At 64.9% G+C, this 26,830-nt stretch carries 27 protein-coding genes and 1 tRNA gene; 11 read left to right on the top strand and 17 right to left on the bottom strand.

Annotated features, from left to right (window positions below; genetic code table 11):
- Positions 1 to 6: 6 nt before the first annotated feature.
- The gene (gene rnr / locus RXV88_RS02270) at positions 7 to 2,295 is read left to right on the top strand and encodes a ribonuclease R (protein WP_316290331.1); all 2,289 of its coding nucleotides are present in this window, start codon (positions 7 to 9) and stop codon (positions 2,293 to 2,295) included.
- Positions 2,296 to 2,346: 51 nt separating this feature from the next.
- Here the strand turns inward: rnr and RXV88_RS02265 are convergent, their stop codons facing one another.
- The 6 genes from RXV88_RS02265 to RXV88_RS02240 form a co-directional block, all read right to left on the bottom strand.
- Entirely contained in the window at positions 2,347 to 2,829 is a 483-nt protein-coding gene (locus RXV88_RS02265; RefSeq protein WP_316290329.1) for an RNA pyrophosphohydrolase, read from the bottom strand.
- 66 nt (positions 2,830 to 2,895) lie between these two features.
- Entirely contained in the window at positions 2,896 to 4,233 is a 1,338-nt protein-coding gene (locus tag RXV88_RS02260) for a S41 family peptidase (protein ID WP_316290327.1), read from the bottom strand.
- 7 nt (positions 4,234 to 4,240) lie between these two features.
- Positions 4,241 to 5,359 (bottom strand): peptidase M23, encoded by a 1,119-nt coding sequence (locus RXV88_RS02255; RefSeq protein WP_316290325.1) that lies wholly within the window; start codon positions 5,357 to 5,359, stop codon positions 4,241 to 4,243.
- Positions 5,356 to 6,870, bottom strand: a complete 1,515-nt coding sequence (gene gpmI, locus RXV88_RS02250) for a 2,3-bisphosphoglycerate-independent phosphoglycerate mutase (RefSeq protein ID WP_316290323.1) — start codon at positions 6,868 to 6,870, stop codon at positions 5,356 to 5,358. The genes RXV88_RS02255 and gpmI overlap by 4 nt, the downstream gene beginning before the upstream one ends.
- A gap of 294 nt (positions 6,871 to 7,164) precedes the next feature.
- Positions 7,165 to 10,497: a carbamoyl-phosphate synthase large subunit gene (gene carB, locus RXV88_RS02245; RefSeq protein ID WP_316290321.1), complete on the bottom strand. Its 3,333-nt coding sequence runs from the start codon at positions 10,495 to 10,497 to the stop codon at positions 7,165 to 7,167.
- Positions 10,498 to 10,648: 151 nt separating this feature from the next.
- Entirely contained in the window at positions 10,649 to 11,098 is a 450-nt protein-coding gene (locus tag RXV88_RS02240; protein WP_316290319.1) for a hypothetical protein, read from the bottom strand.
- A gap of 227 nt (positions 11,099 to 11,325) precedes the next feature.
- Here RXV88_RS02240 and aspS point away from each other — a divergent pair, with 227 nt between their 5' ends.
- Entirely contained in the window at positions 11,326 to 13,101 is a 1,776-nt protein-coding gene (aspS, locus tag RXV88_RS02235) for an aspartate--tRNA ligase (RefSeq protein ID WP_316290318.1), read from the top strand.
- Between the two features lie 8 nt (positions 13,102 to 13,109).
- Here aspS and RXV88_RS02230 read toward each other — a convergent pair whose 3' ends face one another.
- Together RXV88_RS02230 and RXV88_RS02225 are read right to left on the bottom strand one after the other, a co-directional pair.
- Positions 13,110 to 13,829 carry a BglII/BstYI family type II restriction endonuclease gene (locus RXV88_RS02230; RefSeq protein WP_316290316.1) on the bottom strand — a complete coding sequence of 240 codons (720 nt, stop codon included), beginning with the start codon at positions 13,827 to 13,829 and terminating at the stop codon, positions 13,110 to 13,112.
- Positions 13,826 to 14,458 carry an MT-A70 family methyltransferase gene (locus RXV88_RS02225; RefSeq protein WP_316290314.1) on the bottom strand — a complete coding sequence of 211 codons (633 nt, stop codon included), beginning with the start codon at positions 14,456 to 14,458 and terminating at the stop codon, positions 13,826 to 13,828. Before RXV88_RS02225 ends, RXV88_RS02230 begins: the two co-directional genes overlap by 4 nt.
- 177 nt (positions 14,459 to 14,635) lie before the next feature.
- On the opposite strand from RXV88_RS02225, the gene RXV88_RS02220 reads away from it, so the two are divergent.
- Positions 14,636 to 16,021 carry a DUF1800 domain-containing protein gene (locus tag RXV88_RS02220; RefSeq protein ID WP_316290312.1) on the top strand — a complete coding sequence of 462 codons (1,386 nt, stop codon included), beginning with the start codon at positions 14,636 to 14,638 and terminating at the stop codon, positions 16,019 to 16,021.
- A 2-nt stretch (positions 16,022 to 16,023) separates the two neighbouring features.
- The gene (locus tag RXV88_RS02215; RefSeq protein ID WP_316290311.1) at positions 16,024 to 17,256 is read left to right on the top strand and encodes a DUF1501 domain-containing protein; all 1,233 of its coding nucleotides are present in this window, start codon (positions 16,024 to 16,026) and stop codon (positions 17,254 to 17,256) included.
- 15 nt (positions 17,257 to 17,271) lie between these two features.
- On the opposite strand, the gene RXV88_RS02210 is transcribed toward RXV88_RS02215, so the two are convergent.
- Positions 17,272 to 17,988 (bottom strand): response regulator, encoded by a 717-nt coding sequence (locus RXV88_RS02210; protein ID WP_316290310.1) that lies wholly within the window; start codon positions 17,986 to 17,988, stop codon positions 17,272 to 17,274.
- A gap of 133 nt (positions 17,989 to 18,121) precedes the next feature.
- Here RXV88_RS02210 and mce point away from each other — a divergent pair, with 133 nt between their 5' ends.
- Positions 18,122 to 18,526, top strand: coding sequence for a methylmalonyl-CoA epimerase (gene mce / locus RXV88_RS02205; protein ID WP_316290309.1), 405 nt, complete (start codon positions 18,122 to 18,124; stop codon positions 18,524 to 18,526).
- Positions 18,527 to 18,552: 26 nt separating this feature from the next.
- Complete coding sequence (locus RXV88_RS02200) at positions 18,553 to 18,837, top strand: DUF1467 family protein (protein WP_316290307.1); 285 nt, start codon at positions 18,553 to 18,555, stop codon at positions 18,835 to 18,837.
- A 24-nt stretch (positions 18,838 to 18,861) separates the two neighbouring features.
- On the opposite strand, the gene RXV88_RS02195 is transcribed toward RXV88_RS02200, so the two are convergent.
- The 3 genes from RXV88_RS02195 to RXV88_RS02185 all read right to left on the bottom strand — a co-directional run bounded on the left by RXV88_RS02195 (position 18,862) and on the right by RXV88_RS02185 (position 20,649).
- Positions 18,862 to 19,290 carry a GFA family protein gene (locus tag RXV88_RS02195; protein ID WP_316290305.1) on the bottom strand — a complete coding sequence of 143 codons (429 nt, stop codon included), beginning with the start codon at positions 19,288 to 19,290 and terminating at the stop codon, positions 18,862 to 18,864.
- A gap of 91 nt (positions 19,291 to 19,381) precedes the next feature.
- Positions 19,382 to 20,074 carry an EI24 domain-containing protein gene (locus tag RXV88_RS02190; protein WP_316290303.1) on the bottom strand — a complete coding sequence of 231 codons (693 nt, stop codon included), beginning with the start codon at positions 20,072 to 20,074 and terminating at the stop codon, positions 19,382 to 19,384.
- Positions 20,071 to 20,649, bottom strand: coding sequence for a nitroreductase (locus RXV88_RS02185; RefSeq protein ID WP_316290302.1), 579 nt, complete (start codon positions 20,647 to 20,649; stop codon positions 20,071 to 20,073). The genes RXV88_RS02190 and RXV88_RS02185 overlap by 4 nt, the downstream gene beginning before the upstream one ends.
- 101 nt (positions 20,650 to 20,750) lie before the next feature.
- Between RXV88_RS02185 and RXV88_RS02180 the strand changes: the two genes are divergently transcribed.
- A complete protein-coding gene (locus RXV88_RS02180) occupies positions 20,751 to 21,008 on the top strand; it encodes a DUF167 domain-containing protein (protein WP_316290301.1) in 258 nt (85 codons plus the stop codon).
- Between the two features lie 6 nt (positions 21,009 to 21,014).
- On the opposite strand, the gene RXV88_RS02175 is transcribed toward RXV88_RS02180, so the two are convergent.
- Together RXV88_RS02175 and RXV88_RS02170 are read right to left on the bottom strand one after the other, a co-directional pair.
- Positions 21,015 to 21,242 carry a hypothetical protein gene (locus RXV88_RS02175; protein WP_316290299.1) on the bottom strand — a complete coding sequence of 76 codons (228 nt, stop codon included), beginning with the start codon at positions 21,240 to 21,242 and terminating at the stop codon, positions 21,015 to 21,017.
- A 9-nt stretch (positions 21,243 to 21,251) separates the two neighbouring features.
- The gene (locus RXV88_RS02170; protein WP_316290298.1) at positions 21,252 to 21,635 is read right to left on the bottom strand and encodes a DUF393 domain-containing protein; all 384 of its coding nucleotides are present in this window, start codon (positions 21,633 to 21,635) and stop codon (positions 21,252 to 21,254) included.
- A 109-nt stretch (positions 21,636 to 21,744) separates the two neighbouring features.
- Between RXV88_RS02170 and RXV88_RS02165 the strand changes: the two genes are divergently transcribed.
- Both RXV88_RS02165 and RXV88_RS02160 read left to right on the top strand, forming a co-directional pair.
- Positions 21,745 to 22,467, top strand: coding sequence for a M48 family metallopeptidase (locus tag RXV88_RS02165; RefSeq protein WP_316290296.1), 723 nt, complete (start codon positions 21,745 to 21,747; stop codon positions 22,465 to 22,467).
- Positions 22,468 to 22,530: 63 nt separating this feature from the next.
- A complete protein-coding gene (locus RXV88_RS02160) occupies positions 22,531 to 22,800 on the top strand; it encodes a DUF6455 family protein (RefSeq protein WP_316290295.1) in 270 nt (89 codons plus the stop codon).
- An 81-nt stretch (positions 22,801 to 22,881) separates the two neighbouring features.
- Here the strand turns inward: RXV88_RS02160 and RXV88_RS02155 are convergent, their stop codons facing one another.
- Positions 22,882 to 23,865: a complex I NDUFA9 subunit family protein gene (locus RXV88_RS02155; RefSeq protein WP_316290294.1), complete on the bottom strand. Its 984-nt coding sequence runs from the start codon at positions 23,863 to 23,865 to the stop codon at positions 22,882 to 22,884.
- 150 nt (positions 23,866 to 24,015) lie between these two features.
- On the opposite strand from RXV88_RS02155, the gene RXV88_RS02150 reads away from it, so the two are divergent.
- A tRNA-Leu gene (locus tag RXV88_RS02150) sits at positions 24,016 to 24,102 on the top strand.
- Between the two features lie 58 nt (positions 24,103 to 24,160).
- Positions 24,161 to 25,297 (top strand): tyrosine-type recombinase/integrase, encoded by a 1,137-nt coding sequence (locus tag RXV88_RS02145; protein WP_316290292.1) that lies wholly within the window; start codon positions 24,161 to 24,163, stop codon positions 25,295 to 25,297.
- Between the two features lie 69 nt (positions 25,298 to 25,366).
- On the opposite strand, the gene RXV88_RS02140 is transcribed toward RXV88_RS02145, so the two are convergent.
- Together RXV88_RS02140 and RXV88_RS02135 are read right to left on the bottom strand one after the other, a co-directional pair.
- Positions 25,367 to 25,636 carry a hypothetical protein gene (locus RXV88_RS02140; RefSeq protein WP_316290291.1) on the bottom strand — a complete coding sequence of 90 codons (270 nt, stop codon included), beginning with the start codon at positions 25,634 to 25,636 and terminating at the stop codon, positions 25,367 to 25,369.
- Positions 25,637 to 25,795: 159 nt separating this feature from the next.
- A complete protein-coding gene (locus RXV88_RS02135) occupies positions 25,796 to 26,710 on the bottom strand; it encodes a hypothetical protein (protein ID WP_316290289.1) in 915 nt (304 codons plus the stop codon).
- Between the last annotated feature and the right edge of the window lie 120 nt (positions 26,711 to 26,830).

Raw genomic sequence — 26,830 nt, 5'->3', positions numbered from 1 at the left:
GGGCGCATGAGCACTCTGCCCACCAAAACCGACATCCTCGACTGGATCGCCGCCAACCCGACTATGACCGCCAAGCGCGACATCGCCAAGGCGTTCGGCATCAAGGGCGCGGCCCGGATCGACCTCAAGCGCCTGCTCAAGGAGCTCGAACACGAGGGCCATCTGGAAAAGCGCAAGAAGACCTACCGCGACCCCGACCGCCTGCCGCCGGTCAGCGTGTTGCAGGTCAAGGCGCCCGATGCCCATGGCGATCTGTTCGCGCAGCCTCTGGAATGGCACGGCGAAGGGGTGGAACCGACCGTTCTGTTGATCCCCCGCGCCTCGGATCCGGCCCTTGGCGAAGGCGACCGCATCCTCGCCCGGCTGACCGTCGTGCACGAGGAAGACCACAATTACGAAGCCCGCCTGATCCGCCGCATCGGCGCCGCGCCGCGCCGGATCGTCGGCATCTTCCGCAAAGGCGCCGAAGGGGGCCGGATCCTGCCCATCGACAAAGGGGCCGACAAGGAATGGAGCGTCGCCGTCGACGCCACCGGCGGCGCGAAGGACGGCGAGTTGGTCGAGGGCGAGCAGGCCGGTCCCAAGGCCCGCATGGGCCTGCCCCGCGCCCGCGTCACCTTGCGCCTTGGCGACCCCTCGGAACCCCGCGCGGTGTCGCTGATCGCCATCCACCAGCACGGCATCCCCGACGATTTCCCGCCCGAAGTTCTGGCCGAGGCCGACGCGATGAAGCCTGCCGGCCTTTCGGGCCGCGACGACCTGCGCGACATGCCGCTTATCACCATCGACCCCTGGGATGCGCGCGACCACGACGACGCGTGCTTCGCCCAGCCCGACGATGACCCCAAGAACACGGGCGGGCATGTGATCTGGGTCGCCATCGCCGATGTCGCGCATTACGTTCGCGCCGGCTCGCGGCTGGATACCGAGGCGCGCAAACGCGGCAATTCCAGCTATTTCCCCGACCGTGTCGTGCCGATGCTGCCCGACCGGCTGTCGGGCGACCTCTGTTCGCTGCACGAAGGCGTCCCGCGCGCCTGCATCGCCGTGCGCATGGTGATCGACGCCGAGGGCAACAAGCTGCGGCACAAATTCGTGCGCGGGCTGATGCGCTCGCCTGCGTCGCTGAACTACCAGGAGGTGCAGGCCGCGATGGACGGCCAGCCCAACGACAAGACCGGACCGCTGCTGGAGCCGGTGATCAAGCCGCTCTACGCCGCCTACGGCGCGCTCAAGGCTGCCCGCGCGCGGCGGCAGCCGCTCGATCTGGACCTGCCCGAGCGCAAGATCGTTCTGGACGACGACGGCAACGTGACCTCGGTCAACTTCGCCGACCGGCTGGATGCGCACCGTCTGATCGAGGAATTCATGATCCTCGCCAATGTCGCCGCGGCCGAGACCCTTGTCGCCAAGAAGACGCCGCTGCTTTTTCGCGTGCACGAAGAACCGCCGCCCGACAAGCTCGAGTCGCTGCGCGATACGGCCGAGGCCGCCGGGCTGACGCTGGCCAAGGGGCAGGTGCTGAAGACCGGGCATCTGAACAAGCTCTTGCACGACGCGGCGGGACGGGAAGAGTCTGAGCTGATCAACCTTGCCACGCTGCGGTCGATGACGCAGGCCTATTACAGCCCCAAGAACTTTGGCCACTTCGGCCTGGCGCTGCAGAACTACGCGCATTTCACCTCGCCGATCCGGCGTTATTCGGACCTCGTCGTGCACCGGGCGCTGATCACGGCGCACGGCTGGGGCGACGACGGCCTGTCACCCGAGGGGATCGAGCGGCTGGACCAGACCGCGCAGCACATCAGCGACACCGAGCGCCGCTCGATGATGGCCGAGCGCGACACAACCGACCGCTATCTCGCCGCCTATCTGTCGGATCGGGTCGGCGCGGAATTCACCGGGCGCATCAGTGGAATCGCCAAATTCGGCGTCTTCGTGAAACTCGATGAGACCGGCGCCGACGGGCTCGTGCCGATCCGGTCACTGGGCAACGAATATTTCCATTTCGACCGCGATGCGGGCACGCTGATGGGCGCCGATACCGGCCGGATCATCGCTCTGGGCCAACGCGCCCGGGTCAAGCTGACCGAGGCCGCGCCGTTGACCGGCGGCATCGCCTTCGAGCTGCTGGAATTGGACGAGGCCGAAATGCCAAAAGGCCGCGGTCGCCCGTCACGCGGGCCAGGGCGCGGGCACGGCAAGGGCGGCCCGCGCCGAAAGGTCGCCAAGGCGCGCAAGAAAGAGGCGAAGGTCAAGCGCAAGGTCACGCGGCAGCGTCGGTCGAAACCCTAGGATTGCGCCGCACAGGTTTGGCGCAGCCAGGCCGGCGTTCCGGCGTCGCCCCTACAATCGGGCGCGGAACTCTGCCAGAACGGCCTCATAGACGTGACGTTTGAAGGGGATGATGTTGTCGACCAGATCGTCGGGATGCAGCCAGCGCCACTTGGAAAACTCCGGATGCGCGGTGGCGATGTCGACATGCGCGTCTTGCCCGAGGAACCGCATCAGAACCCATTTTTGTTCTTGCCCGCGAAACCGGCCTTTCCAGAGCTGGGGCACCAGATCGTGCGGCAGATCGTAGGGCACCCAGCCCTCGGTTTCCGCTTCGATCCGGACAAGATCGGGCGAGACGCCGGTTTCCTCGCCCAACTCGCGCAAGGCCGCCTCGCGCGGGGATTCCCCGGGATCGATTCCCCCCTGCGGCATCTGCCAGGCCTCGACCTGGCTGTCGATCCGCTGGCCAACGAAGACGTGACCGTCGCCGTTGACGAGCATCACGCCGACACAGGGACGATACGGAAGTTTCTCGATCTCTTCAGGGGTCACAGGGCACCGAAATTTTAAGAAAAATTTCGGACCGGAAAACGTGACGTTTTCCGGTCCGTTGCACGGTCAGTCTGCGTTGGGACCAAGCGCGCTGAGGCCTTTGAGGATGTCGATGGCGTAGGCCAGCTGGTAATCCTCTTCACGAAGGGCAGCCGCCGCTTCGGCCTTGGCGCGGTCCTCTTCGATCTGGCGGATCTCGTCCTCGGTCAGCGAATCGTTGTCGAGCGATCCGCGCAGGTCCGCCTCGGAGCGGCTGAAGACGTTGCTCTCTTCTTCCTCGCCCTCCTCAGGCTGGCGGCGCGGCTGTTCCACGACGATGTCTGGGCTCACGCCCAGCGCCTGGATTGACCGCCCCGACGGCGTGTAATAGCGCGCCGTGGTCAGCCGCATGGCGCCATCGCCCCGCAGCGGCATGACCGTCTGGACCGAGCCTTTGCCAAAGCTCTTGGTGCCCACGACGATAGCGCGGCGGTGATCCTGCAGCGCCCCCGCGACGATTTCCGACGCCGAGGCGGAGCCGCCGTTGATCAGCACCACGATGGGCTTGCCCTCGGCCAGATCGCCTTCGGTCGCGTTGAAGCGTTCGCCATCCGCCGGATCGCGGCCGCGGGTCGACACAATTTCTCCGGCATTCAGGAAGGCGTCGCTGACGCGGATCGCCTGGGTCAGCAGCCCGCCCGGGTTGTTCCGCAGATCCAGAACGAAGCCGTTGACGTTCTCCATCCCGCCCAGCGCCTCGACCTCTTTTTGCAGCCCTTCGATCAGGCCCGGCGTCGTCTGGTCGTTGAACGTGGTCACCCGCAGCACGACCGTATCGCCCTGGATACGGGTGCGCACCGCCTGCAGCTTGATCGTGTCGCGGATGATCGACACGTCGAAGGGCTCGTCCTCGCCTTCGCGCACCACGGTGATGATGATCTCGGACCCGACGGGTCCGCGCATAAGGTCGACCGCCTCGTCCAGCGTCAGGCCCAGCACCGATTCGCCATCAACGTGGGTAATAAAATCGCCCGCCTCGATGCCCGCCTCCATCGCCGGCGTGCCGTCGATGGGCGAGACCACCTTCACAAATCCGTCTTCCTGCGTCACCTCGATCCCGAGGCCGCCGAATTCGCCGCGTGTCTGCACCCGCATCTGGGCGGCATCGTCGGGCGACAGATAGCTCGAATGCGGGTCGAGCGAGGTCAGCATCCCGTTGATCGCCGCCTCGATCAGTTCGCTTTCGTCCACCTCTTCAACGTATTGCGCGCGGATGCGTTCGAAAATATCGCCGAAGAGATCCAGCTGTTCGTAGACGCTTGTGGGCCGGGCGCTTTCCTGCGCCAGCAGCGGTCCGACGAATTGCGTGGTCGCGATCACCCCGGCCAGCGTGCCGCCGATGGCGGCCATCACGAATTTCTTCATACCGTTCTCATCCCTTGTCGGTTGCGAACCACGTCAGTGGATCCACGGGCGCATCGCCCTGTCTGATTTCTATATAGAGCGTTTCAGGCCGCCGAGTTCCACCCCCATCACCGGAAGGTGACAGGATCGCCGCGTTTTCCGCCATCTCGCCGCCCATCAGCCCGACCGGACTGCCCGCCGGAAGCACCTGCCCGGCGCTGCCGAAGACCGTGTCGAGCCCCGCCAGAACGATCAGCAGATCGGCCTGCGGTTCCAGAATGCTGACGAGGCCGTAATCCAGAAGCGGCCCGTTGTAGCGGATCGTGGCGGCGGTCGGTGTGGTGACCAGCGCCTGTTCCGGCGTCGCGATCAGAATGCCGGGGCGGATGACACCGGCGGCGTCCGCCTCGCCCGCGCGGCGCAGGATCTCGCCGCGCACCGGCAGCGGCAGGCGGCCCTTCAGATCGTCGATCGGGGGCAGGCTGCTGGCGCTTTCGCCCTCGGCGATTTCGCTGAGGCCGCTGGCGAAACCCGCCAGCGTTTCCGTGGCCGCGATCAGCACCGCGGTCTTGACCGGATCCTCGGTGAACCGGCGCGGCAGGCTGGTGCGGTCGGCCACCGCCTGGCTGAGCGCCGTGCGCGCCACCTGCACACCGGCGAGCCCCTCGCGCAGCGTGTCCACCGCGTTTTGCTGAAGCTGGCGCAGGGCCGTCACCTCTTCGAGATCGGCGCGCAGCCGCGCGGCCTGTTCGGACAGCCCCGGTGTGACGGCGGCCAGCAACATGCCCGAGCGCGCGGTGCCAACCGGCCCCGCCGGGTGCAGCAACGTCTCTGGCCCCGCAGCGCCCCCCAGCGCCGACAGCACGCCCAGAAGCTGGGCAATGTCCTGTTCCTGCGCCACCAGCTTGCGGCTGAGCTCGGTTTCGCGGATCGCCGCCTGCCGGAGCCCCTCGCGCATCGCCTCCAGCCCGTCCTCGTAGGCGCGCACGGTCTCGGTCAGCGCGCGGACCCGGTTGCGCGCCCCGTCGGCCTGATCCAGCTGGATAGACGCCGCTTCGAGCGCCTGAGCGGCCGCTCGCGCCGCAGCGCCCGGATCGGCCGCCACGGGCGTCGCCAAAAGTGCCAGGATCAGCGCCAGCCGCTTCATGCGATCAGGCTTGTCCCGGTCATTTCCTCGGGCTTGTCCAGCCCCATCAACTGCAAGAGCGTCGGCGCCAGATCGGCCAGCCGTCCGTTGCGCAGCCTTGCGCCCTCCGGCCCGCCCACCAGGATCACCGGCACCGGGTTGGTGGTATGAGCCGTATGCGGCCCTCCGGTGACCGGATCGACCATGGTTTCGCAATTGCCGTGATCGGCGGTCACGATCATCGCGCCACCCGCCTGTTCCAGCGCCTCGACCACGCGGCCCAGCCCGGCATCCACCGCCTCGCAGGCCTTGATCGCGGCCTCCAGATCGCCGGTATGCCCGACCATGTCGGGGTTGGCATAGTTGGTCACGATCAGATCATACCCGGCCTCGATCGCGGCGACGAAACGGTCGGTCACCTCCTGCGACGACATCTCGGGCTGCATGTCGTAGGTCGCCACCTTGGGCGACTTGGGCATAAAGCGGTCCTCGCCCGCCTCCGGCTCTTCCTGCCCGCCGTTCAGGAAGAAGGTGACATGCGGGTATTTCTCGGTCTCGGCCAGCCGGAACTGGCGCAGGCCCTTCTTGGCCACCCACTCGCCCAGCGTGTTCACGATCACGCGCTTGGGATAGGCGGTCTGCATATAGGCGTTATGGGCCTCGGAATATTCGACCATGCCCAGCATCGCGCTAAGCTGCATCTTATCGCGCTCGAAGCCGTCAAATTCCGGCGCGCCGATGGCTGCGAGGATTTCCCGCGCGCGGTCGGCGCGGAAGTTGAGGCAAAAGAAACCGTCGCCCTTCTGCACGCCGGAATAGCCATCGATCACCGTGGCGGGGATGAATTCGTCCTGCTTGCCGTTGTCATAACTCTGGCGGACTGCCGTCACCGCATCGGGCGCGCTGCCCCCCTGCCCCCGGATCATGGCGTCGTAGGCGGTCTCGACCCGTTCCCACCGGTTGTCGCGGTCCATGGCGTAATAGCGCCCGATCAGCGTGCCGATACTGGCGCCTTCGGGCAGCCAATCGGCCAGATCCTCGACAAAGCCCTGCGCCGAGTCGGGCGCCACATCGCGCCCGTCGGTGATGGCGTGGACGATCACCTCAAGCCCCTTGCCGGTCAGCAGTTTCACCGCCGCCTTGAGGTGGTCGATATGCCCGTGAACACCCCCGTCCGACACCACGCCCATCACATGCGCCCGCCCTCCGGCGTCTTTGACCGTGTCGGCGAACTTCAGGATCTCTATGTTTTCAAAGAACGACCCATCCTCGATGGCAAGGTCGATCTGCCCCAGATCCATCGCCACCACACGCCCCGCGCCGATGTTCGTATGCCCCACCTCGGAGTTCCCCATCTGCCCGGTCGGCAGCCCCACATCCGGCCCATGAGTGATCAACTGCGCATGAGGACAGGTCGCCATCAGCCGGTCCATCGTCGGCGTATCGGCCAACGCGGGCGCATTGTTCGCCCGCTCTTCACGCAGGCCCCATCCGTCGAGGATGGTAAGGATGACGGGTTTCGGAGTGGTCATGCTGCGACGCCTTTTTGCAAATGCGGCAATTCGGTTCCGTGTACATCAAGACGCAGGGGATGTGGAGGGGTGGCGGGGATCGGATACGACGCCAGCCCCCCAAGCCGCGACCAGCGCCTGCCCGTGGGGTGGCGCTGCAACGGCGGTTCTTTGCACTTTATCCCTGCCAAGTCATTGCGTCGAATGATCGGCGTGCCCACGTCGACAAAGCGCCAGCCCGAGGGGACGGGCAGGCGCTGACAGCAGACGGCCTGCGGCCTTGATTCCGCGACTTGGCTATAGAAATACCGGTGCCTACCCCTGCAACGCCTTCACCACCAGTTCCCCCTCCTCACGGGCCTTCATGGCCGAGGCGGCGGCGTGGGCGCCGGCGGCGGTGGTGTAGTAGGGGATCTTGTCGTACAAAGCGACCGAGCGGATTTCGCGGCTGTCTTCGACCGCCGCGGCGCCTTCGGTGGTGTTCATCACCAGCTGGATGCCGCCGTCCTTCATCAGGTCCACGATGTTCGGGCGGCCTTCATAGACCTTCTTGACCACGTCGCAGGCGATCCCTTCCACCTTGAGGAAGGACGCGGTGCCGGCGGTGGCGACGATGCCGAATCCCAGATCGGTCAGGATCCGCGCGGTCTCGATCAGTTGCGGGGTCTTGTCGTCGTCCTTGATAGAAAAGAACACCGTGCCGCTTTCGGGCAGCACGTTGCCCGCGCCCATCTGCGCCTTGAGGAAGGCACGTGCAAAGGACCGGTCCCAGCCCATGACCTCGCCGGTCGAGCGCATCTCTGGCCCGAGGATCGTGTCGACGCCGGGGAAGCGGGCGAAGGGCAGCACGGCCTCTTTCACCGAGAACCACGGCATCATCGGATCGGCCAAAGTCATCGGATCGGCCAGCGGCAGGATCGTGTCGTAATCGGCGTTCTCGGGGTATGCCTCGCGCAGCGGGAAGTCCGACAGCGGGGCGCCCGCCATGATCCGCGCCGCGATGCTGGCGATGGCACTGTCGGTGGCCTTGGCCACAAAGGGCACGGTGCGCGAGGCGCGGGGGTTGACCTCGATCAGGTAGATCTCGCCGTCCTTGATGGCGAATTGCACGTTCATCAGGCCGACGACGTTCAGCGCCCTGGCCAGCGCCTCGGTCTGGCGTTTGATTTCGTCGAGCACCTCGGAGGACAGCGAATAGGGCGGCAGCGAGCAGGCGGAATCGCCCGAATGCACGCCCGCCTCTTCGATGTGCTGCATGATGCCGGCGACGTGCACGGCAGTGCCGTCGCAGAGCGCATCGACGTCCAGTTCGACCGCGCCGGCAAGGTAGCTGTCAAGCAGCACCGGACTTTTGCCCGACACGACAACCGCCTCGTCGATGTAGCGGCGCAGGTGGTCCATGTCGCGCACGATCTCCATCGCGCGGCCGCCCAGCACGTAGGAGGGGCGGATCACCAGCGGAAAGCCGATCTCTTCGGCGATGGCGAGCGCCTGTTCGTCGGTCGAGGCGATGCCGTTCTTGGGCTGTTTCAGCCCCAGCCGGTTCACCAGTTCCTGAAACCGCTCGCGGTCTTCGGCCAGGTCGATGGCGTCGGGCGTGGTGCCCAGGATCGGGATGCCCTCGTCATGCAGCGCATTGGCGAGCTTGAGCGGCGTCTGCCCGCCGAATTGCACGATCACGCCGTGCAGCGTGCCGTTCTCCTGCTCGACCCGCAGGATCTCCATCACGTGCTCGAAGGTCAGCGGTTCGAAATAGAGCCGGTCGGAGGTGTCGTAGTCGGTGCTGACGGTCTCGGGGTTGCAGTTGACCATGATGGTCTCGTAGCCCGCGTCGGTCAGCGCGAAACAGGCGTGACAGCAGCAATAGTCGAACTCGATCCCCTGCCCGATCCGGTTCGGGCCGCCGCCGAGGATGACCACCTTCTTGCGGTCCGACGGGCGCGCCTCGCATTCGACCTCGCCCATCATCGGGGCCTCATAGGTGGAATACATGTAGGGGGTCTGGGCCTCGAATTCGGCCGCGCAGGTGTCGATCCGCTTGAAGACCGCGTTGACGCCCAGATTGCGGCGGGCGCGGCGGACCTGGCCTTCGTCGCGGCCGGTCAGTTCGGCCAGACGCGCATCGGTAAAGCCCAGCATCTTGAGCGCGCGCAAACCGCTTTCGGTCACCGGCAGGCCGTTCTTGCGCACCTCGTTCTCGGCCTCGACGATCTCGCGGATGCGGGCCAGGAACCAGGGGTCGAACATGGTCACGCCGTGGATTTCGTCGTCGGTCAGCCCGTGGCGCATGGCCTGCGCGATGGTGCGCATCCGGTCCGGGGTCTGCTGGCCGATGGCCTTGATCACGGCGGCCTTGTCGGGGGCCCCCGGAATGTCGACCTCGTCAAAGCCGGTCAGGCCGGATTCCATCGACGCCAGCGCCTTTTGCAGGCTCTCGTGGATGGTGCGGCCGATGGCCATCGCCTCGCCCACCGATTTCATCGCGGTGGTCAGGTGGGGCTCGGACCCGGGGAATTTCTCGAAGGCGAATTTCGGGATCTTGGTGACGACATAGTCGATCGTCGGCTCGAAGCTGGCGGGCGTGACCTTGGTGATGTCGTTGTCGAGCTCGTCGAGCGTATAGCCCACCGCAAGCTTCGCGGCGATCTTGGCGATGGGAAAGCCGGTCGCCTTGGACGCCAGCGCCGAGGAGCGCGACACCCGCGGGTTCATCTCGATCACGACCATGCGGCCGGTTTCCGGGTTGACCGCCCATTGCACGTTCGACCCGCCGGTCTCGACCCCGATCTCGCGCAGCACGGCGATCGAGCCGTTGCGCATGATCTGGTATTCCTTGTCGGTCAGCGTCAGCGCCGGGGCCACGGTGATCGAATCGCCCGTGTGCACGCCCATCGGATCGACGTTTTCGATGGAACAGACGATGATCGCGTTGTCCGCCTTGTCGCGGACGACCTCCATCTCGAATTCCTTCCAGCCCAAAAGGGATTCATCCACCAGGATCTGCCCGACCGGCGAGGCATCCATGCCCGAGCGGCAATAATGGATGTAGTCCTCGCGGTTGTAGGCCACGCCGCCGCCGGTGCCGCCCAGGGTAAAGGCCGGGCGGATGATCGCCGGAAGGCCGACATACTCCAGCGTTTCCAGCGCCTTGGCGACGCCGGCATCCAGATCGTGTTTGCCGTTGGCCTTCTTGGGCGCGGTGACGATGGTGGCCTTGGGGTTTTCCAGCCCGATCCGGTCCATCGCCTCGCGAAAGAGCTTGCGGTCCTCGGCCATCTCGATGGCCTCGCGCTTGGCGCCGATCATCTCGACGCCGTATTCCGCCAGAACCCCCATCTCTTCCAGCGCCAGCGAGGTGTTCAGCCCGGTCTGCCCGCCCATTGTGGGCAGCAGCGCGTCGGGGCGTTCCTTTTCGATGATCTTGGCGACGACCTCGGGGGTGATCGGCTCGATATAGGTGGCGTCGGCCAGTTCCGGGTCGGTCATGATCGTGGCGGGGTTCGAGTTGACCAGGATCACCCGATACCCCTCTTCCCTGAGCGCCTTGCAGGCCTGAGCCCCGGAATAGTCGAACTCGCAGGCCTGGCCGATGACGATAGGCCCCGCGCCGATGATCATGATGGAGTTGATATCGGTCCGTTTGGGCATGGGTCACCTCATGTCGAGCAGCGATCGGACCGGGGGCGGCCCGGCCTGCAAATTGTCCTGCGTTATAGACATGCGGCAAGGCGGCGCAAGCCCAATGGGGTCCTGCGCCGCCTCGTTTCGGCGTTTCGCCGGATCGGGGGCTGCGACCGGGTCAGCCGCGCCGGAAAAGCCGCGCCATCAGCCCGCGCCGTTCCGGTTTCGGCGCGATTTCATCGGGCTGGCGGACGGGCTGCGCCGCACGCATATGCGGCGGCTGCGTCAGGGCGCTGGGCTGCTGCGGAACCACCCGGCGCGGCTGCACCGGGGTCTCCATCTGCGGCTCTTCGATTTCAGACGGCCGACGGGTCTTTGCCGCAAACGGCTGCGGCTGAAGCTGAACCGGCGGGCGCTCAGGCGCGGGGTTCTGCACCGGCGGGCGCTGCAATTGCGGCACCGACTGCGCGGCAGGGTCGGCCCGCGGCGCGGGCGGCGGTTCGGACGAGGTCTGCAAAAGCCCAAGATCGCCGGTTTCGGCAAGAATGTCCTTGATCGACCGAAGCGTCACAGCGGTCGTTTCGTGCGAGGGTTCGCTTTCCAGCATTTCAAGGCGTCTATTTTCCATCGTCGGTTCTCCGATCCGGATTCAAAGCTGGGGCGGACCATGACGGATGCTTGTGGCGTGGATAGGGAAAGAACATGGCGGACGCGCCTTTTTGGCCCCGCGCCCCCGCGCAATCGCACTCATACAGCGCTAATCCGGCCAAAACGCGCGCGTTCCCTTGACGCCGGGCCGCATCGCAGGTTTATCGGCGCAAACCCAATTCACGACGTTCCGAAGGGGCGAAAGCCATGCATGCCTATCGCAGCCACACCTGCGCCGACCTGACGAAATCCGATGTCGGCACCAACGTCCGCCTGTCCGGCTGGGTGCACCGCATCCGCGACCACGGCGGGGTGCTCTTCATCGACCTGCGCGACCATTTCGGCATCACCCAGGTGCTCTGCGATCCGGATTCGCCGGTCTTTGCCGAGGTCGAGAAGGTGCGCTCGGAATGGTGCATCCGCATCGACGGCGAGGTGAAGGCCCGCGCCGAGGGGCTGGTCAACCCCAAGATCCCCACCGGCGAGATCGAGGTCTACATCCGCGACATGGAGGTTCTTGGCGCCGCCGAGGAACTGCCGCTGATCGTCTTCGGCGATCAGGAATACCCCGAGGAAACCCGCCTGCGCTATCGCTACCTCGACCTGCGGCGCGAGGCGATGCAGAGCAACATGAAACTGCGGTCCGACGTGGTGGCCAGCATCCGCCGCCGGATGTGGGATCAGGGGTTCCGCGAATACCAGACGCCGATCATCACCGCCTCAAGCCCCGAGGGCGCGCGCGACTTTCTGGTGCCGTCGCGCCTGCATCCGGGCAAGTTCTACGCCCTGCCGCAGGCGCCGCAGCAGTTCAAGCAGCTGATCATGGTGTCGGGCTTCGACAAGTATTTCCAGATCGCGCCCTGCTTTCGCGACGAGGACCCGCGCGCCGACCGCTCGCCCACCGATTTCTACCAGCTCGACATGGAAATGTCGTTCGTCGAACAACAGGACGTGTTCGATACGATCCAGCCGGTGATCGCGGGCGTGTTCGAAGAGTTCGGCGGCGGCCGCAAGGTCGACCAGACGTGGGAGCAGATTTCCTACAAGGACGCCGCACTCTGGTACGGCACCGACAAGCCCGACCTGCGCAACCCGATCAAGATGCAAGTGGTCAGCGACCATTTCCGCGGCTCGGGCTTTGCCATCTTCGCCAAGCTGCTGGAACAGGACGGCACCGAGATCCGCGCCATCCCCGCCCCCAAGGGCGGCAGCCGCAAGTTCTGCGACCGCATGAATGCGTTTGCGCAGAAAGAGGGCCTTCCGGGCATGGGGTATATCTTTTGGCGCGATCAGGGCGACGGCATGGAAGCCGCAGGCCCCCTGGCCAAGAACATCGGCCCGGAACGTACCGAGGCGATCCGCCAGCAGCTCGGCCTGGGTGTCGGCGATGCGGCGTTCTTCCTGGGCGGCAAGCCTGCGAGTTTCGAACGCGTGGCCGCCAAGGCCCGCGTCACCATCGGCGAAGAGCTGGGGCTGACCGACAAAGACCGCTTCGCCTTTGCCTGGGTGGTCGATTTCCCGATGTACGAGGCCGACGAGGACACCGGCGAGATCGACTTCAGCCACAACCCCTTTTCGATGCCGCAGGGCGGGATCGAGGCGCTGGAAGACGATCCGCTGAACGTGCTGGGCTATCAGTACGACCTGGCCTGCAACGGTTACGAGCTGGTCAGCGGCGCGATCCGGAACCACAAGCCCGAGATCATGTTCAAGGCTTTCGAACTGGCGGGCTATGGCGAGGACGAGGTGAAGAAGCGCTTTGGCGGCATGGTCAACGCCTTCAAATTCGGCGCGCCCCCGCACGGCGGCTGCGCCGCGGGCATCGACCGGATCGTCATGCTGCTGGCGGACGAAGCCAACATCCGCGAGGTCATCATGTTCCCGATGAACCAGCGCGCCGAGGACCTGATGATGAACGCGCCCTCCGATCCGTCCAGCGACCAGCTGATGGAGCTGCGCCTGCGGGTCATCCCCGAGGACTAAGCCGGGTTTCAGTCCGGTGTGATGTTGTCCGGCAGAATGCCGAACACCAGCACCGGACAGCCGCCGCTGCGGCCCGCCGCGATTCGGCTGATCAGCTTGTGCGTACCCGTCGTGCTGGCGCCGAACTTGGCGGCGACGGTCCTGTCTGTCTCGTTCCCGTTCTTGTCCAGACAATAGCCCAGCGACTGGAAGAACTCGTTGGACAGCTCGCGCGTGACGATCACGCCGACGTCGATCACCCCCGCCTCAAAGAAGCTGCGGAAGGCATAGAGATCGCGGTCGTAGGTCTGATCCTTGCTGTTCCATTCATAGTCAAAGGCGACACGGCCACGCCAGAAATCCACCAGATGGTTGTGGATGTAGTCGTCGCGGATGATGCGGTCGATCTCGGGCGCGGCGTCGCCCTTGCCCGCGCGCAGTTTCACCACCAGATCGGCCTCGATCCGCACTTCCTGATGAAACCCTTCGCGCGCGGCGAGGTCGGCGAACCGCGTCGTGGCCGACATCCGGTTGCCGCCCGGCGCGCGAATCTCGGATCGGCTGATGGTGAAGTCGCGCAGCACCCGCAGCACCGCGGCCATTTCCTGCGGAGCGCGCTGCGCCAGAATCGCCGCTGCGCTGCGATAGCTGGTGACCGAATAACGCTGGCCCAGCGACCACGACAATTGCGATTTCGTCAGATCCTCGGTGTCGAACACAGCGTCGTCAACGCGCCGCGGCTTCGTCATTCGGCCGCGACACCGGAATTGTAGGCGTAGGTCTTCCAGCCGGGCTTGTAATCCGCGTCGGCCTGATTGCCCCAGACGGTCCACCCCTCGCGGACCCCGCGCCCGAACAGTTCCAGATACGGGCCCCAGGAACATTCCTCGATCAGGCGATATTGTTCATCCGGCTTGCGCGAATGTTCCCGCTTGCGGGTCTGCAGCATGTTCACCTGCCGCCGCCCCGGTGGCAGCGTGCGGGCGTTCTTGCCCCGCGTGCCGAACAGCAAAATCTCGGTCACGTTGCGGAAATAAAAGCCGACGCCGCGCCCGTCCGATCCGCCATCCTTGCGGATCTTGTGCCAGATGATGTTGGATTTGTACTGAAACCCCCAGGCCTGCAGCACCTGCAGGCCTTCGGGCAACAGCGCATTGGGCACCCAGAGGTAGCAATGCGCGGTGTCTTCCAGATGATCGGCGACGGGCAGATCGCAGATCTCCTCCAGCGTCATGGTGGGATAGCGCGACAGCCGCTTGTGTTCCGGGGCCACCTTGCCCGTGCGGTTGGTGAACCGCCACGGCGGATCCGCCATCACGCAGGCGAACCTGTCTTTCCCCAGAAACCGGGACAAATCTTGTGCCGCTTGGTTGGTCATGTCCCACATACTGATGAAAGAAAGCGTGAATGTCATGTGAACTTTTGTAGAACATACTGCGGGTGAAGCGTTAATGACAACCTGACCCGGGCGATTTTTTGCCGCCCCTCGCCAAGAGCACTGGATTCTCGTCATTTCCGACACCACGTTACCGGTATCACAGTCGGATCGGCTCTCATGAAATTCGACCCCGTTCTTGCAGATATCCGTTTTGGGTGCGGGCTCTCGCCGCGGGTGGGGCCGCCGGGCGCGTCGCAGGCGATTCTCGACAGCCTAGACGCCCCCGATCGCGTCGCCCGGACGTTTCCGATCGAACCGTTCGAGACCTTCCTCATCCGGATGCAGGAGCGGCAGCGGCTGAGCAAGATCCGCCGCGCCCAGCGCGGCACCCCCGAGGCAGAGGCGGCCAGGAAGGCCATTAAGGTTCTGAACAAGACCGCGCGAATCGATCAGGCGACCTGGATGGGGCAACACATCCTGCGTCGCACCTGGACCGACGCGCCCTTCCGCGAACGGCTGACCTTTTTCTGGGGCGACCACTTTACCGCCGCAGGCAAGGCCGGGCTGATCCGCCGCGCCACCTCGCCCTATTTCGAAAGCGCGATCCGGCCCAATATTGCCGGCCGGTTCGAGGACCTGCTGATCGCCGCCGTGACCCATCCTTTGATGGTGCATTACCTCGATCAGGACAGCTCGATCGGCCCCAGCAGCGAGATGGCCGCGAAGCGCGGAAAGGCGGCCGGGCTGAACGAAAACCTTGCCCGCGAGGTGCTGGAGCTGCACACGCTGGGCGCGGACGGGCCCTATACCCAGGCGGACGTGCGCCAGCTGGCGGAATTGCTGACCGGGCTGACGCTGAATTTCCAAACCGGCACGCATTTCCGCAAACCCTTCGCCGAGCCAGGGGCCGAGACCGTGCTGGGCAAGAGCTATGGCGGCGACAATCCGAACCTGGGCGACATCCGCGCGGTGCTGCGCGATCTCGCGCGGCATCCGTCGACCGCCCGGCATCTGGCGCGCAAGCTGGCGGTGCATTTCGTGTCCGACAGCCCCGACCCCGATCTGGTCGCCGCGCTCGAACGCAGCTACCGTGACACCGGCGGCGATCTGAAGGCGCTTTATGCCACGCTGCTCGACCATCCGGGCGCGTGGCGGCCCGAGGGGGGTAACGTGAAACAGCCCTTCGATTTCATCGCCTCGGCCTGTCGCGCGCTGGCCCTGCCCAGGACGGCCTTCGACGGCATGAAGGAAAACCGGTTCCGCACCCTCGTGATCCGTCCGCTGGGGCTGATGGGGCACATCTGGGAAAAGCCCGACGGCCCCGACGGGCTGGACGAGGCGGACACCGCCTGGGTGACGCCGCAGGGCCTGGCTGCGCGGCTGCAATGGGCGGTGACCGTGCCGCAGCTGCTGCTGCCCGACCTGCCCGATCCGCGCGATTTCGCCCAAACGGCGCTTGGCCCGCGCGCGTCGCCGCCGGTGCGCTTTGCCGCCGAGGCCGCCGAAAGCCGGTGGGAGGGGATCGGCCTGATCCTCGCCTCGCCCGCATTCCAAAGGATGTGACCATGACCGATCCGCTGTCCCGCCGCGCTTTTCTGGGCCGCTCCGCGCTGATCGGCTGCTCGCTGGCCGCCAGCCCGCTGCTGACGCCGGTCACCTTCGCCAGCGCGCCGGGTGACAACCGGCTGGTGGTGATCGTCCTGCGCGGCGGCATGGACGGGCTCGACGTCGTGCGCCCGCTGGGCGACCCGAATTACGCCGCGCTGCGCGCCATGGCCGAACCCGAGGCGGACCCCCCCGTCGATCTGGACGGGTTTTTCGCCATGCATCCCAAGCTGCGGGTGCTGGAGCCGCTGTGGAAGGACGGCGATCTGGGCTTTGTGCACGCGGTCTCGACCCCCTACCGCGACAAGCGCAGCCATTTCGACGGGCAGGACGTGCTCGAGGCGGGAATCACCGATCTGTCGCAGGGGCTGACGCGAGACGGGTGGCTGAACCGGATGCTGCAGCATTATCCCGGGGCCGGCACCGAAACCGCCTTTGCGCTGGGGCGCGATCCGATGACGGTGATGACCGGCGACGCTCCGGTGTCGCGCTGGACGCCCGAGGCCGACCTGGCGCTCAGCCCGCAGGCGCTGCGCCTGGCCGAGGTGGTGATGGCCGAGGATCCGCTCTTTGCCAGCACTTTCGCGCAATCGGTGGCCCTCGCCGGCGGCGACGGCGACCCGGTGGAATTCACCGGCGGCGCGGACGAGATGATGTCTATGATGCAGGCCGATCAGAGGGCCTCCAGGGGCGTGGCGCTGGAAACCCGGATCGCCTCTTTCGCCGCCCAGCGTCTGCGCGCGGACACGCGCATCGCGGCGTTTTCGATCAACGGCTGGGACACGCACGAGCGGCAGGACCGCAGCCTGCCCCGTGCACTCGGGCGGCTGGCCGAGGTGATCCTGACCCTGAAATCCGAATTGCGCGGCCCGGTCTGGAAAAAGACGGCCATCGTGGCGATGACGGAATTCGGGCGGACCGCCCGGCTGAACGGCACGACTGGCACCGATCACGGCACCGGCGGCGCGATGGTGCTGGCGGGCGGCGCGATCCGGGGCGGGCGGGTCGTGGCGGACTGGCCCGGGCTGGCCGAGGCCGACCTCTACGACCGCCGCGACCTGATGCCGACGCGCGACCTGCGCGCGCATACCGGCTGGCTATTGCGCGGCCTTTACGGGCTGAACCGCGATCTGATCGAAACCACCGTCTTTCCGGGCGCCGAGCTGGGCGACGACCCCGGTCTTCTGCTGTAACGCCGCAAACGGTGCCTAGACAGCCACCCGTTCGCTGAGCCGGTCCTGCACCAGCCCCGCGATACGCGCGATGTCCGATTGCAGCGGCTTGCCATTGGCCCGCGCCCGGGCGAGGGATTCGACCGCCGATTGCAGATCCGTATCGCCCGCGCTGCCCGCCACGCCGCGCAGGAACTGCGCCACGTAATCCAGCGTGCGGTTGTCCGCGTGGTCGCCCAGCACGTCGGCCACATGCGCCATGTCGTCACGAAAGGCCAGCGGATCGGGAAAGATCGGATCGTCGCGCACCTCGCGCGCGCCCTTGGGCCGGCGGTCGGGCGGCAGGGCGCCGATCACCTTGTTCTGGAACATGCTCAGGCTGCTGATGGGCTTTTCCAGAAACCCGTCCGCCCCGGCGGCGATGGCCGCCGCCTCTGCCTCGGGATCGCCGCTGATGCCCAGGATCACCGACACCCGCGGCACGTATGTGTCAAGCTCGGCGATCAGATCGGCGCCCGAACCGTCCGGCAGGCCCATATCGACGATCAGAACCGACGGGCGGTAGACCTGCAGATGCCGCCGCCCCGCCTTGAGACTGTCGGCGCGGCGGATGCGCGCCCCGCTGCGCAGGCAGAGCAATCGCATCGCATCGCAGGCGTATCGGCTGTCTTCGACCACCAGCACCGTGAGCCCCAGAAGGGGGCGGGTCGCTGTGGGCCTCGGCATCGGGTCGAATGCGGTCGTGTCGTCCATGAGCCCCTCCATCTTGGTGCAGGACTCAGCTTGGCTCACTCATCGCTAACAGCGCGTTAATGACGCAGGGTTCTTGCCGCGCAGCCCCGGCGTTGCCATAACGCAAGCGACACCAGCCTGACCGGAGAGCTTCATGATCGGACGCCTGAACCACGTAGCCATCGCCGTGCCCGACCTCGACGCCGCCGCCGCGCAATACCGCGACGCCCTGGGGGCCAAGGTCGGCGCGCCGCAGGACGAACCCGATCACGGCGTGACCGTCATCTTCATCGAGCTGCCCAACACCAAGATCGAGCTGCTCTACCCCTTGGGCGACGACAGCCCGATCAACGGGTTCCTGGAAAAGAACCCCTCGGGCGGCATTCACCATGTCTGCTACGAGGTCGACGATATCCTCGCCGCGCGCGATCATCTCAAGGCCAGCGGCGCCCGCGTTCTGGGCAATGGCGAGCCCAAGATCGGCGCGCATGGCAAGCCGGTGCTGTTCCTGCATCCCAAGGATTTCAACGGCTGCCTGGTGGAACTCGAGCAGGTCTGACTTAACTATCCGCCAGGAGGCGCATCATGGGCATCACATCCGGTCTGGTTCTGTTCGCGGTCATCTGGTTCATGACGTTTCTCGTCGTGATCCCGATCCGGCTGGAAACGCAGGGCGACCGCGGCGAGATCGTGCCCGGCACCCATGCCGGCAGCCCCGAGGTGCACAACCTGCGCCGCAAGGCGTGGATCACGACGGGGGTGTCGGTGGTGCTCTGGGCGATCATCGCGACGATCATCCTGACCGGCACCATCACCGTGCGCGACATCGACAGCTGGATGTTCAACATCATGGAGCCGGTCGAGGGCTGACGCCCCTGCCCGGCAACGCGCCGCTCAGGCGCGCGGCACGGGACGCTGGACGAAACAGGGGATGCCCTCGGGGATCGGGTGCCAGTCGGGCGCCGATCCGGTCCAGATGGCGATCGCTGGTGCGGCAGCGCTTTGCGGCGCAAAGATCCCGACCTTGAGCACGTATTTGTCCGGGTATTTCTCCAGCTCGGAATGAGTGGGCGTGCCGCAGACCGGGCAAAAGCAGCGCGTTACATCGCCGCCGCTGTTGCCCTTGACCGTATAGCGCCCGACCTCGCCCGACATGGTCACCGCGCTGCGGTCCACCATTGTGATATAGGCCGGCCCCCCGCCCATGACGGTCTGGCATTCGCTGCAATGGCACTGCATCGTCAGCCCCATGCCACCGCTCAGCGTTACCTGCACCGCGCCGCAGAGGCATTGCCCCTGCTGGATCTGGTCTTCGTCACTCATCTTGCGGCCCTCCGTTGCCCGGCCGCGGGCGCGGCCCCTCGGCAAAGCCTAGCAGATGACACACCCGATGCGGCGCGATTTTCTCGGCGGGTTAGCGGCGCGCCTGGAGGCCGTGGAAGATATGCGTAAAGGTGGCGGCCCCGAGGATCGGGATCAGCAGGTTCAAGAGCGGCACCGACAGCGGCATCGCCATCAGCGTGCCCGCGAACCAGATCGTCGCCAGATGCCTGCGCCGCAGCACCTTGGCCTCGGCCCGGCCGACCCGCCGCATGGCCGCGAGGGTGAAATATTCCCGGCCCAGAAAGAACCCGTTCAGCCCCCAGAAGATGAACAGCGCAGCCGGTGGGAACATCACATAGAGAAAGATCGCCAGCAGGTTCGCCCCGATCAGCACCCCCAGAAAGTTCAGCGTATCGCGCACCGCGTCGCCGAAGGGCACCTTGGTGGCCGGGGGCAGATGCGGGTAATGCCGGTCCTCGACCGCCTGCGCGACCTCTTCCAGGAACATCGACGTGATCGCCGAGGCCACCGGCACCATCAGGAACACCGACAGAATCAGCATCACGCCGAGCGACCCCCAGGTCAGCAGGTCGTCCAGCCATTGCACCTCGCCGATCAGGGGGATCGTCGCCTCGGGGCCGATCAGCGTGTTCAGCAGCCACAGGAACCCGGCATAAAAGGCCACCAGCAGGGCGATCGTCAGCACGATCCCCAGCATCAGCACCCGGCGAAAGCGCCGGTCGCCGATCTGCGCGACGGCCTTGAAGAACGCCGTGAAGATCATTCCGAAACCCATTCGGTGATGGCGTCGAGATCGGGCCGGGGGCGTTCGGGCGGCGCGCTGGTTTCGGTGCCGATATGCACAAAGCCGACCACTCGTTCGTTCGCAGCGAGCCCCAAGGCCTCCTCGACGAAGACCCGGTCATGCGAGGCCCAGCCCGACAGCCAGTTCGCGCCGTGCCCCTCGGCCAGCGCGGCGTTGAGCAAGGCCAGGCAGACCGCGCCCGCCGAATAGGTCTGTTCGATGGCGGGGATCTTGGGGCTGTCTTTCTGCACTTCGATCACAGCGATGCAGAAAGGGCTGTTGGCAAAGGCCACGCGGCCCTTTTCGATGGTGTCGGCATCCTTGCCCAGCGCCACCCCCCGCGCCTCGACCGCGCGGGCGACGCGCGGCAAGGCCGCGCCTTGCAGCACGATAAAGCGCCAGGGTTCCAGCTTGCCGTGGTCGGGCGTGCGTGCGGCGGCGGTCAGAATGCGCCTTTGCGACTCTGCATCGGGGCCGGGGGCGCGCAGGGTCTTGGCCGGCCGCGAACGGCGGCTCAGCAGAAATTGCATCACGGCGGGATCGGCTTTGGGCATCGGAGACTCCGTTCGGTTTGGCCTTATGTCAGGGCGCGTCCCGCAGGTTTCAACCGAAAAACGCTTTGGCGGGCGGGATTGGCCCGTGCTAGGCGCGGGCCATGTCCTTGCCCGATCTCTCCGCCCGGGCCGTTCCGGGCGCCGTTCTGACCGTGCGCGTCACCCCCAAGGCGGCGCGCAACCGGATCGTCGTTGAGGATGCCGTTATCCGGGTCTACGTCACCACGGCGCCAGAGGCGGGCAAGGCCAATGTCGCCGTGCTGAAGCTGCTGGCCAAGGCGCTCGGCCTGCCGAAATCGCGGCTGTCGCTGATCCGGGGCGAGACCGGGCGCGACAAGCAGGTGCGCATCGACGGCTAAGGCCGCCTAGCCGCGCCGGTAGACGCCCTCGGGCATGTTGATCGCCGCGGCAAGGTCGCGCATCTGGGTCATCGACAGGGTGATCTTGTGCGTCCGGTCGGTGCGCGGGTCGTATTGCTCGACCGTGACGCATTCCTCGAAGGACGAGACGACCACATCTTCCTGAAGATGCGATTCGCCCTCATCCACGAGGGTGACAACGGTGGCGTCGAATTCGTGCTCTATGCTGAACATGGGGCCAGCCTAGCCAATGCGCCGCGCCTTGCCCAGCCTTTCGCGCCGCCTGTGCATCGCAAAAAGCGCCGGGGCGGCGATGTGGTCATAGACCAGGCGCGCCACCGTGGCGACGCCGGGCAGACGGACGAACCGGGCCAGCCAGCGCCAGCGCGGCATCCGCTCCCATAGCAGCGCAAAGGCGGGCACGCCGCTGTAAAGCTGGCCGCCTTGCATGACGTGAAACCGCCGCGCCGCGTCGCGCGGGGTCAGGCCGAAACGCTCCAGCTCGCCCTCGGACAGGCCGGAATAGGCCACGTCGAGGCCCGCGCGCGCCGTGCTGCGCTTATAGCCCATCACCTCGCGGGCGCAGATCGGGCAGGTGTCGTTGTAGATCACGGTCATTTCGCTCATCCCCGGCGATGTAGGGGCCGGCAAGGCTCTGCCAAGTCCACAAATTGTGACTGGCCCATGGCGGCGCGGCCCTATACCCCTGTTGGTCGTAGCCTACCGCGGACCGATCATGACCCGTCTCCTGCCCTTTCTGCTCTTTCTGTTGGCCGCGTGCGAGGCGGTGCCGCCGGTCACGTCCCGGTCGCAAGAGCCGCTGGCAGAGACCGGGGATCCCCTCCGGCTCCGCGCGATCCGCGCCGAGCGCAATTTCATCCGCGTGGTCGAAACCGTCGAGCCGGTGGCTGAACGCGAATGCCGCCGCCTTGCGCCGCGGCTCAACTGCGATTTCCAGATCGTCATCGACGACCGCGCCGGCCAGCCGCCCAACGCCTTTCAGACCGTGGACCGGCTGGGCCGTCCGATCATCGCCTTCAATCTCGCGCTGATCGCCTCGGCCCGGAACATCGACGAACTGGCCTTCGTCATGGGGCACGAATCGGCGCACCACGTTCTCGACCATCTGGCCCAGACCCAGCAGAACGCGGCAGTCGGCGCGGTGATCTTCAGCGGTCTGGCCGCCCTGACCGGCGCCGACCCCGAAGCGATCCGCTCGGCCGAGGAACTGGGCGCGGCCGTGGGCGCGCGCAGCTATTCCAAGGATTTCGAGCTTGAGGCCGACAGGCTGGGCACCGTTATCGCCGCCCGCGCCGGCTATGACCCGATCCGGGGGGCCGCGTTCTTTACCCGCATTCCGGACCCCGGCAACAGCTTTCTGGGCAGCCACCCGCCCAATGCCGCGCGCCTCGCAGTGGTCAGGGAAACGGTGCAGGCGATTGGCGCGCCGTCAGGTTGACCTGAATCAAGGTGGCATCGCGGCCGTTTCGCTAGGGTTCGTCAACCAACGCGGGAGATCAGGATGCAAAACACCGAAACGCTGAAACGCCACGCGGCCCTTGTGGACCGGATGGCCGAGACTTTGGGCCTGGACCTGGAAGAGCTTGCCCTGCGCGGCGCCCTGCCTATCCCCGAGATCGACGACGCGGTGCTGCGCTGCACCGGCTGCTCCAATCCCGAAGGCTGTGAACACTGGCTCGACACCCAGGGCCAGCAGGCCGAGGCGACGCCGCGGTTCTGCCGCAACGCCGATCTTTTCGATGCGCTGAAGCGGGGCGACAACGTCGGCTGACGGGCCGCGCTGCTCTGACGTTTCAAGAGCTGAGAAAGGGACGGCCCCTGCGCCGTCCCGTCAGTGCGCGCAGCGCCCGCGTCAGTGCGGGCGCAGGTTCCGTGCCGAGGCCTTGATAGCCGAATACTGGCCCGACGGGCGGAAGCGCCACAGGTACTCGGGCAGCACGGCCTCGAGAGACACCGGCGCGATGCCGAGGTCGGCAAAGCCCTTGGCCCCGTCCGACACCACGTTGTCGCGGCGCAGGTTGCACACCTGGTCGCGGGTGATCTGCGCGGGAACCAGCCCACCCGTCAGCTTGCTGACGAACTCGGACACCGAGCCGATAATGTTCGCCGCCCAGAACGGAATGTTGAGCACCAGCCGCCGCCGGCGGATCACCCCCAGCATCTGCTGCATCAGCTCGCGGAAGCTGTCCACATCCGGCCCGCCCAGCTCATAAACACCCGGTGCCGCCTGCCCCGTGACGCCCAGCACAGCGGCCTTGGCGACGTCGTCGACATAGACCGGCTGAAACCGCGTCTCGGCACCGACCACCGGCAGGACCGGCCCAAAGCGGGTCATCTCGGCAAAGCGGTTAAAGAATTGGTCCTCGGGCCCGAAGACGATGGACGGGCGCAGAATCATGGCCCCGGGCATGTGCCGCAGAACGGCGTCCTCGCCCTCGGCCTTGGTGCGCGCATAGTCGCTGTCGCTGGTCTTGTCCGCACCGATGGCCGAAACATGGACCATCCGCGCAACCCCCTCTTCGGCGGCGATGCGCGCGACCCGCTCGGCCCCGTCCGCCTGCACCGCATCAAAGGTGTTCTTGCCGCTCGGCGCCAGAATACCGACGCAGTTCACCACCGCATCCGCGCCCTGCATGACCGCCCGCACCGAGGCGTCGTCGCGGATGTTGCACAACACCGGCTCGACCTGGCCGACAACGCCGTAGGGGCGCACGAAGATCGCCTCGTTCGGGCGGCGCACCGCGACCCGCACGCGCCAGCCCGCTTTCGCCATCCGCCGCGCGATGTAGCGGCCGACAAAGCCCGATCCGCCGTAGATTGTGACGAGTTTCGACATGGAATAGGCCCCTTTTCGTGGCTTGGCTCAACGCCTTGCATACCGGCCTTGCCGGGGCCGGGCAAGGTGCGCGATTGCCGCGTGCCGATTCCTTGATTTTCGCCGTTGACACCGCGCACCGCCCGGCGTAATCCACCCGCCACGTGACCTGCCCAGGTGGCGGAATTGGTAGACGCGCTAGCTTCAGGTGCTAGTACTGGCAACGGTGTGGAGGTTCGAGTCCTCTCCTGGGCACCACTTATCCCAAGACAACTTACTGAAATTCCTTCGAAATTAACCATCGAGGGATACAGTCGTGTCACACATTCAGTACACAATTCACCGCTCTGGCACCTATTACTACAATCGTCGTGTGCCCAAGCATGCGGTTGAGACCTATGGGCGATTCATCAGGCAAGCTCTGTCCAAAGATCGGGATGAAGCAGAAGCCTATGCAAAACGTCTGAATAATGTACTTGAAGGCTCTTGGTGTAATCAGTCCAGCGTCAAGCCTGTTGATGTTGCTTCTGTGGTGGAGAGCTTCAAGCCAAAGTCTGTTCTGTTGTCTGAGATGGCAGAAGAATACCTGTCCTTGAGGAAGATAGATCAGACCCCGCCTCGGGTCGCTCTGGAGGCGTTCTTGGCTTTGGCTGGGGATAGGGACGTAAGCGAGTACACCCGAGAAGACGCCAAGCTCTTTGTCCGTCATTTGACGATGAAGGGGAATAAGACAACTACTATGAGACGTAGGGTCAACAGCCTGTCTGCGATCCTGAACTATGCCTACTCGGAACTGGACCTGGACAAGAGGAACCCTTTCTCTCGTCTGCTCATCAAAGGGGAGGGGGAGGATACGTTCAGAAGGGGTGTGTTCACCAACGATCAGCTCAGACAGGGATACGAGAGGGCGTTGTCCTCAAGCAGTACGGTCAAGCTCATCATGCCCATCTTGGGGGAGACCGGATGCAGGTTGGCTGAGGTTGTCGGAATGAAGGTGGACGATATCGACCTTGAGAATGACCTGATCCACATTCGTCCAAACCAAGCCAGAAGATTGAAGACGAGTAACTCTGAGCGGACCTTGCCCTTGGTGGGGTATGCCAAGTTGGCTTTGATCAAGGCGTTAGAAATGTCTGACGGGGAGTACCTGTTCCCTCAGTACATCAAGGATGGGAAGTGCTACGCCACGCATGCCTCCAATGCTCTGAACAAATGGCTGAAAAAGGATTTTGACGGGCTGACAGCACATTGCCTCAGACACAAGCTGAGAGACCGCCTAAGGGCCGTGGAGTGCCCCTCTGACATGATTGACCAGATCGGTGGGTGGCGGTCAGTTGGCGGCGTAGGAGTGCGCTACGGGCGTGGCTACGCGATGGAGCAGATGAAGGGCTGGATCGAGGAGATAGCTCTAAGTGTGATGCCGAAGCGGTATGCTGATCAACTCGATGCTTAGGACGTGATCGTTGGATTCGTTCCATCTGCCTAGGTGAACCTATCAGACACCTTCTGAGCCAGCTGCATGTTACCTCGGACGGAATGGGATAACGTTATCTCCGCGCATGAAGGCCAAGGCACCGTCACTTTCGAGAGCCTCGATGGCGGCGTTGCGAGCGTCTTTGTCAGACGGAAACTGGTCGTCCCAGACGTGGCTTGTGCCTTCCTGATCGACTACCTCAAGCGTCCAGGTCTTGTCCCTCTCGAGGCGGTAGATTTCGATTGAGAACCGGTAGCCGTCCACGACGACGTCTTGGCTCTTTGCGGAAGTCACCAGGTTCGGTTCGTTTTCGTTCATCATTGCGGAACCTTCAGAATGATGCCTTGGGAATATGCATTACCCTAGATTACCGTCAATCGGCTCCGGGCGCTTTGAACAATGAGGCCCACTATGCATGGCGCCGGTTCCACCTAGGACGGTCGTCAATGATGTCACCGTGAGCATTGTCTCAATTCCTCACGCGGCCTTTTCAATAAGCCAAGACGTTAGCCCGCTTTCGATGATCATCTCGGCAAGACTATTAGGACCGACAAGTGTCACGCGCTCGTGCTCAATACCCTCATCGACAGAGCCGGAGTGCCAAACATAGAACATTCGGCTGTGCACGTCAGAGTCAGCAAAGCGCTGTAGGTAGTCAGCAAATTGCTTGTCATCGGTCTGCGACTTTACTTGCACGAATGCCCGTTCCTGGGTCGACGGTAGCAGTAGCTCAATGTCGACGGTCTTCGCGGTTCGGCCAACCTCCGCGATACGACGCCAGCCCGAAGAAGTAAAAATCAAATCAACAAGCAGCTCAAAGTCTCGCCATGTAAGCAGCTTCAGCATAGCAACGATTGATCGTTTTAGTTCTTCTTGTGCAGTGATGGCAGCTTCGACTTCTGGCAAAGTTTCATCGTTGAGCTTTCGAACGAAGTATTCTCGCTGTGACGGGCTCAGATCACATATTGTACCCCGAAACATGGCGATCTTGGTCAAGTTGCCAGAGAGTCGTTGTTCGCTTAGCTGCTCTCCGCCTAAGCTTTGGTTGCGCCATCCATCTACTGTTGCCCGCCAATGTTGACCGTTGTCGTAACGATGAACTGGACCCGTTGGCCGACACCAGTACAAGCTACCAAAAGCGAACGTAATGAAAACATCGCGCTCATCGGCCTCGTAGAACTTTCGCACTTGGGCCACATGGCTAGAAAGCGCGATTTCGCTGTGTGTCCAAACGCCGCGCATAGCGTTCTTCAGCTCAGTCCAACACCCTGCACTGGCAAGCTCTTGGTCAGTTTCATCGTAGCCAAAACGAATGATGCCGCGGTCAAAGCTTTCTCGTTCCCAAACGCCGCCAGCACCGAGCTTAATGTAGTGGACGTTTCTGATCGTCATTGTCTGTCCTGCTTTGCGTACCCCTATCGGGTGGTCCGGCTTGCTTGGTAATGTGTCGTCGACATTTGGTCTATCGGGATGATGTTTTCCGCCTTCGTCGATACTTTCGACGGCAGCCTA

The organism is Aestuariicoccus sp. MJ-SS9, assembly GCF_032586235.1.
Classification (GTDB): domain Bacteria; phylum Pseudomonadota; class Alphaproteobacteria; order Rhodobacterales; family Rhodobacteraceae; genus Aestuariicoccus.
Note: the sequence above shows the minus strand (reverse complement) of the source record. Positions and strands in the feature narration are given on the sequence as shown.

Coding starts and splice junctions, on each gene's coding strand:
- rnr (WP_316290331.1), top strand. CDS start 7: ATGAGCACTCTGCCCACCAAAACCGACATCCTCGACTGGATCGCCGCC.
- RXV88_RS02260 (WP_316290327.1), bottom strand. CDS start 4,233: ATGAAGAAATTCGTGATGGCCGCCATCGGCGGCACGCTGGCCGGGGTG.
- RXV88_RS02255 (WP_316290325.1), bottom strand. CDS start 5,359: ATGAAGCGGCTGGCGCTGATCCTGGCACTTTTGGCGACGCCCGTGGCG.
- gpmI (WP_316290323.1), bottom strand. CDS start 6,870: ATGACCACTCCGAAACCCGTCATCCTTACCATCCTCGACGGATGGGGC.
- carB (WP_316290321.1), bottom strand. CDS start 10,497: ATGCCCAAACGGACCGATATCAACTCCATCATGATCATCGGCGCGGGG.
- RXV88_RS02240 (WP_316290319.1), bottom strand. CDS start 11,098: ATGGAAAATAGACGCCTTGAAATGCTGGAAAGCGAACCCTCGCACGAA.
- aspS (WP_316290318.1), top strand. CDS start 11,326: ATGCATGCCTATCGCAGCCACACCTGCGCCGACCTGACGAAATCCGAT.
- RXV88_RS02230 (WP_316290316.1), bottom strand. CDS start 13,829: ATGACGAAGCCGCGGCGCGTTGACGACGCTGTGTTCGACACCGAGGAT.
- RXV88_RS02225 (WP_316290314.1), bottom strand. CDS start 14,458: ATGACCAACCAAGCGGCACAAGATTTGTCCCGGTTTCTGGGGAAAGAC.
- RXV88_RS02220 (WP_316290312.1), top strand. CDS start 14,636: ATGAAATTCGACCCCGTTCTTGCAGATATCCGTTTTGGGTGCGGGCTC.
- RXV88_RS02215 (WP_316290311.1), top strand. CDS start 16,024: ATGACCGATCCGCTGTCCCGCCGCGCTTTTCTGGGCCGCTCCGCGCTG.
- RXV88_RS02210 (WP_316290310.1), bottom strand. CDS start 17,988: ATGGACGACACGACCGCATTCGACCCGATGCCGAGGCCCACAGCGACC.
- mce (WP_316290309.1), top strand. CDS start 18,122: ATGATCGGACGCCTGAACCACGTAGCCATCGCCGTGCCCGACCTCGAC.
- RXV88_RS02200 (WP_316290307.1), top strand. CDS start 18,553: ATGGGCATCACATCCGGTCTGGTTCTGTTCGCGGTCATCTGGTTCATG.
- RXV88_RS02195 (WP_316290305.1), bottom strand. CDS start 19,290: ATGAGTGACGAAGACCAGATCCAGCAGGGGCAATGCCTCTGCGGCGCG.
- RXV88_RS02190 (WP_316290303.1), bottom strand. CDS start 20,074: ATGATCTTCACGGCGTTCTTCAAGGCCGTCGCGCAGATCGGCGACCGG.
- RXV88_RS02185 (WP_316290302.1), bottom strand. CDS start 20,649: ATGCCCAAAGCCGATCCCGCCGTGATGCAATTTCTGCTGAGCCGCCGT.
- RXV88_RS02180 (WP_316290301.1), top strand. CDS start 20,751: ATGTCCTTGCCCGATCTCTCCGCCCGGGCCGTTCCGGGCGCCGTTCTG.
- RXV88_RS02175 (WP_316290299.1), bottom strand. CDS start 21,242: ATGTTCAGCATAGAGCACGAATTCGACGCCACCGTTGTCACCCTCGTG.
- RXV88_RS02170 (WP_316290298.1), bottom strand. CDS start 21,635: ATGAGCGAAATGACCGTGATCTACAACGACACCTGCCCGATCTGCGCC.
- RXV88_RS02165 (WP_316290296.1), top strand. CDS start 21,745: ATGACCCGTCTCCTGCCCTTTCTGCTCTTTCTGTTGGCCGCGTGCGAG.
- RXV88_RS02160 (WP_316290295.1), top strand. CDS start 22,531: ATGCAAAACACCGAAACGCTGAAACGCCACGCGGCCCTTGTGGACCGG.
- RXV88_RS02155 (WP_316290294.1), bottom strand. CDS start 23,865: ATGTCGAAACTCGTCACAATCTACGGCGGATCGGGCTTTGTCGGCCGC.
- RXV88_RS02140 (WP_316290291.1), bottom strand. CDS start 25,636: ATGAACGAAAACGAACCGAACCTGGTGACTTCCGCAAAGAGCCAAGAC.
- RXV88_RS02135 (WP_316290289.1), bottom strand. CDS start 26,710: ATGACGATCAGAAACGTCCACTACATTAAGCTCGGTGCTGGCGGCGTT.